The following is a 4977-nucleotide window of genomic DNA, read 5'->3' on the forward strand; positions in this document are numbered from 1 at the left end:
ACAAACATGTGGTGAAATGGTATCACTCCTTGCACTAACTAAGAATATCTCTTTTCCAAGAATACCGGGGATCTAGAGAGTGACAGTTTATGAACTGAACACTAGTTAAAAACGACTCACCATGAATAGTAATTAAAAAGACTAAGCACGATTGTAGCAATTTTTTAAGTATAGTATAAAAACTTATCATTATTTAGCGTCGGCGTAATCCGTAGCAGGTATCGTCTACTACTAAATGCATTATCATAATGTGCAGCAATTAGTAGCACAAGTATCTCAAGTTCTGCGGCAAATTGATTGCTATTGAGTAAGCCAGGGAAGCCTTGGATATTGGCATCAAAGCGATTTTGACTCAAAGAAAGTGATGATTTCTCCATTGATGGAGGTATCCTTGTAGAGAATGGCAACCTCAAAAAAATCCTTCGACCTAAGCAGATTGAAAAGTTTAGTTGAGTATCTTATATCTCTTAACAAACGGTGACATCCAAATCTTCCGCATAGTGTAAGCGGTTACTTCCTTCATGGAAGCAAAACACAGCTTTTTCACCGACAATTCCCACGATATTCAAAACGATTTTGCGTGTTTTTATAAAAATAATCGAGTCGGATTATGGGTAAGATTTAAGGATTTATCGTAATCTATGCCTCATCTAGATAGACATTTCACCCTTGGCTAAAATAGCCACTCCCTTACGAGCAGACACCTTAACCTGGTATCTAGGTGTGTGGTAAGATTGCCTGGAACAGAGGTTTTATTTGAGTTTGAGTCTGGTATAAATTGCAAAGGTCAAGCTGATCGATCGCTAACTCCCACGATACTTTTCCTATGAATTTGGAAAATATACAACAAGGCTGGTGACGAACTGAGGGGAATTTGTAGACGAATATCTAGAATTTACTATCAGACTTAACCAACTTTCCACAATTTTGACTTTTATTTGACTTTTAGGATAGACACATGAACGATAAGCTGATGCTGATGATTCCAGGCCCTACACCGGTGCCAGAAGCTGCTTTACTGGCATTAGCCAAGCATCCCATTGGACACCGTACTACTGAATTTAGCAATATATTGGCAGAGGTGACAGAAAACCTCAAGTGGCTGCACCAAACTCAAAGTGATGTACTGACGCTGAATGTCAGTGGTACGGGTGCTGTAGAAGCGGGAATAATTAATTTTCTCTCTCCAGGCGATCGCATTTTAGTTGGCTCTAATGGTAAATTTGGTGAACGCTGGGTAGAAGTTGGTCAAGCCTACGGTTTGAATGTAGAAGAAGTTAAGGTGGAATGGGGTAAACCCTTAGACCCCGCAGTATTTGCCGAAAAACTCCAAGCAGATACCCAAAAGCAAATCAAAGCCGTAATCATTACCCACAGCGAAACCTCGACCGGTGTGTTGAATGACCTAGAAACCATCAACCGCCACGTCAAAGAACACGGTGAAGCTTTAATTATCGTTGATGCCGTCACTAGCTTGGGTGCATTCAATCTACCTGTGGATGCTTGGGGTTTGGATATCGTCGCCTCCGGTTCCCAAAAAGGTTATATGATTCCGCCAGGATTGGGTTTTGTTTCTGTCAGTCCCAAAGCTTGGGAAGCTTACAAAACTGCGAAGCTACCGAAATATTATTTGGACTTAGGCAAATATCGCAAAGCCACAGCCAAAAATACCACTCCATTTACTCCACCTGTGAACTTGATTGTAGCGTTACACACCACGTTACGAATCATGAAAGAAGAAGGCTTAGAATCAATATTTGCTCGACATGAACGGCTGAAAAATGCTACTCGCGCCGCCATTAAAGGGTTAAATTTACCCCTACTTGCAGCAGATAGTTCCGCTAGTCCGGCGATTACGGCGGTAGCACCACAGGGAATTGAACCGGATAAAATTCGGTCATTGATGAAAAAACGCTTTGATATTGCTTTAGCTGGTGGTCAGGACCATTTGAGTAATAAAATTTTCCGTATTGGTCACTTGGGTTTTGTCAGCGATCGCGATATCCTCAGCTGTATAGCATCCTTAGAAGTTACCCTCACAGAACTTGGCTACGAAGATTTCACCCCTGGTTCTGGTATAGCAGCAGCAGTTAAAGTGTTTAGTCACTCCTGAGTAATAAATCAAAAGAGCGAGTTGATAATTTAACTCGCTCTTTTAATTTGTATAAAAATGAGTAGAAAACGTCAGAGTCAAGAGAGCTATATATCAACCTTTGCATAAGGTAGAGTTGATGTGACATATATCAATTCTCCTAAATGACACCAAGTTGTCCTGGATAGTATTTTTTGTTTTGAAGACAGTCGCAAAGAGTCTTTCAGCAACTTACTATCATACTAAATTGGCATAACATAGTATTGTTTGAGATTTTGGTGACAGGTATTTGGCACAAAATTTTAATCCCAAGTCTAAGTTGCGCTGAAAGCTTACCTTTAGTGCAACCTCAAATCCAAGATTGGTATAAACTATGCCGTCTCCAGCCAATCATAAATTTGTTCTAATTGCTCTAGAGTAACTAACCCATATTGCCAAAGAATCATCGCCAAAGGGCCAGGGTCTTGCTCCCGATGCCGAAGCGCCACTGCTAGTGATGCTGTGGAAATTGCCAAATCTTCTTGCAAAAAATGAATCAGTCGAGAATATTTTGATGGTGACATTTGTATCTCACCTCCTTGTGCAGAATGTATTGTCATATATCAGTTCACCATTACTCGGTAGACAGTAGCCAGTATTTCATCTGTCACTGTGCCATTTTCGGCCATACACCCCAGCACAGTTTTCTTGGTTTGCCTTCAACAGAGACTTCTCGTAGAAGGCCTAAGAAATAAAAATTTTCGTACAAATCATCTGCTCGATTATCAAGCAGTATTTTTACTTAATTAAATTGGCTTCATCTTATTTACCTTTGTGCTTTATTTAATTACACAGGTAGTAACAAAGATTCCATAGCCTATATACTCTCTTATTGGCGACTATTTACACTTACGCCCAAGGGAATATTTTTGCGACCAAACCTGAAGACTATGATTTCAGGTTGGAGACAGTAGAATTTTACATTATTACCACAGTTTTCAAATAGTAGCGTTACAAGTGACTGTTTTACCACATAAAGTGACATTTTTTACAGAAACAACATATATTTCGACCGTATAGGTTCTCAATAGAGTAAATACCTAAGTACTTTATCCCTGCAAAGCACCGAAGCCTCAAAACTCAATTTTGACCAATTTTGACAATATCACCGACTTTCAAGTTCAATTCGGCAGCTCTTCCAGAGCGAAGTTCAATCACCTTATCGATTGGTGTATTGGGGCCATAGGTAGGACAAGGCTCAGTTGTACAAGGAGGTGCAGCAACCTGAATATATTTAACTACACCTTTATGTAGAAATACCATGTCCAGGGATACAGGTACATTCTTCATCCAGAAACTGACTGGTTGTGCTGAAGGGAATCCAAACAGCATCCCCCGGTCATCTGGTAAAGCTGGTCGATACATCAACCCCATCGCTTGCTGTTGTGGTGTCTGTGCTACCTCTAATTGAATTGTTGTACCATTAGGCACAATAGCTGTAGCAGAAATTGGTAGTTTTTGACCTAAACTCTCTGCTGCTGGAGTTTCAGAACCAGAGGTTTGGCTAGGAGATTTAGCTGTTGTTGGCACAGAACAACCCATCAAAAAAATACTCAGCACTATTGAGAGCAAACTTAGCCGACGAGTCATATAGCTTTTCGATTTTGTAATTTAGACTTCAATTTTACAGTGTTGTAGGCAGAAAAACCCCTTGGGTGGAGGCAGCAGCACGCAAAGAAAGCATTCCCAGTGGCCTGTCAAACCCATTTTGACGGTTGGAGAGACGCGATAAATCGCCGTCTCTACAGAAAATCTATTCGTCAATTATTTCTTGACAGACTAGTAGTCTGCAACTAGGAACGAGATAAGCAAACTCCCGCTACAGTATACTAGGATTCTCTTAAAACGTACCCGACACCTCGCACTGTTTGAATGAGGCGCTTTTGACCTTCATCTTCGATTTTTAAGCGTAAGTAACGAATGTACACTTCAATTACATTTGACTCACCCAGAAAGTCGTAACCCCAAACATTTTCGAGAATTTGTTCGCGGGTTAACACTTCACGGGGATGTTCCATTAAGAATTTTAATAGTTCAAATTCTTTCATTGTCAAGTCAATTGGTCGTCCGTTGTGTATTGCACGGCGAGTTGCTATGTCTAAAATTAAATCCCCAAAGCGTAATTGCTCCGTGGTATCCACATCGGGTTTTAAGTACAGACGAATCAACTTCAAAAAATCTTCTGAGCGGTAAGGCTTGAGGATGTAGTCATCTGCTCCAGCTTCTAGGCAAGCTACCCGATCGTCAACTGTATCCCTTGCCATTAAAATTAATACAGGCGATCGCATACCAGTGCTTCTCAAATTTTTGCACAATGAGAGTCCTGATTCTCCTGCTAGCATCCGGTCTAAAACAATTAAAGCAGGTTGGCGATCGCGACAGTGTTGTAAACCACTCGTCGCATCATGAGCCAAAATTGATTCATAACCGGCTTCTTGCAAATCGCAAGAAAGCTGATTTGCAAGGCTATCATCGGTTTCAATCACCAAAACACACGGACTTTGAGCAACTGTCATAACAATTTTGGATATTGGATTTGGGATTGTAAAGGTATTCTAGAGAAAATCTTTACATCAGTTATAAAGTGCAATTACGAGTTTTTAGTGATGGAGCAATCTGATTTGACACGCTGCTCAGGAATGTTTTAGCACGTTCAGGTTTAAACTATCGAATTCTGCTATGCAATCTTAATAACTAGGGGTCTGTCAAATCCATTTTGACGGTTGGAGAGACGCGATAAATCGCCGTCTCTACAGAAAATTTATTCGTCAATTATTTCTTGACAGACTACTAGTACAGCACGGCGGAAATAAGCAACCCGTTTTAAATGTCTAAAACCCTTACGT

The 4977-nt window shown here is 40.5% G+C and carries 5 protein-coding genes; 1 reads left to right on the forward strand and 4 read right to left on the reverse strand.

Annotated elements, in window-relative coordinates:
• Positions 1-164: 164 nt before the first annotated feature.
• Complete coding sequence (locus tag HWQ37_RS25190) at positions 165-377, reverse strand: hypothetical protein (protein WP_292752422.1); 213 nt, start codon at positions 375-377, stop codon at positions 165-167.
• A 581-nt stretch (positions 378-958) separates the two neighbouring features.
• On the opposite strand from HWQ37_RS25190, the gene HWQ37_RS25195 reads away from it, so the two are divergent.
• Complete coding sequence (locus HWQ37_RS25195) at positions 959-2113, forward strand: pyridoxal-phosphate-dependent aminotransferase family protein (protein ID WP_292752424.1); 1155 nt, start codon at positions 959-961, stop codon at positions 2111-2113.
• A gap of 350 nt (positions 2114-2463) precedes the next feature.
• On the opposite strand, the gene HWQ37_RS25200 is transcribed toward HWQ37_RS25195, so the two are convergent.
• From HWQ37_RS25200 to nblR, 3 genes are all read right to left on the reverse strand, one after another.
• On the reverse strand, positions 2464-2691 hold the full coding sequence (locus HWQ37_RS25200) for a DUF2949 domain-containing protein (RefSeq protein ID WP_292736094.1): 228 nt from the start codon (positions 2689-2691) through the stop codon (positions 2464-2466).
• Positions 2692-3211: 520 nt separating this feature from the next.
• Entirely contained in the window at positions 3212-3721 is a 510-nt protein-coding gene (locus HWQ37_RS25205) for a DUF192 domain-containing protein (RefSeq protein WP_292752427.1), read from the reverse strand.
• A 239-nt stretch (positions 3722-3960) separates the two neighbouring features.
• The gene (nblR, locus tag HWQ37_RS25210) at positions 3961-4647 is read right to left on the reverse strand and encodes a response regulator transcription factor NblR (protein WP_292752429.1); all 687 of its coding nucleotides are present in this window, start codon (positions 4645-4647) and stop codon (positions 3961-3963) included.
• Positions 4648-4977 lie beyond the last annotated feature (330 nt).

The organism is Nostoc sp. NMS4 (genome assembly GCF_017115095.1).
Lineage (GTDB): Bacteria > Cyanobacteriota > Cyanobacteriia > Cyanobacteriales > Nostocaceae > Nostoc.

Excerpts from the sequence above, each read along its gene's own strand:
- HWQ37_RS25190 (WP_292752422.1), bottom strand. The coding sequence starts at position 377 with ATGGAGAAATCATCACTTTCTTTGAGTCAAAATCGCTTTGATGCCAAT.
- HWQ37_RS25195 (WP_292752424.1), top strand. The coding sequence starts at position 959 with ATGAACGATAAGCTGATGCTGATGATTCCAGGCCCTACACCGGTGCCA.
- HWQ37_RS25200 (WP_292736094.1), bottom strand. The coding sequence starts at position 2,691 with ATGACAATACATTCTGCACAAGGAGGTGAGATACAAATGTCACCATCA.
- HWQ37_RS25205 (WP_292752427.1), bottom strand. The coding sequence starts at position 3,721 with ATGACTCGTCGGCTAAGTTTGCTCTCAATAGTGCTGAGTATTTTTTTG.
- nblR (WP_292752429.1), bottom strand. The coding sequence starts at position 4,647 with ATGACAGTTGCTCAAAGTCCGTGTGTTTTGGTGATTGAAACCGATGAT.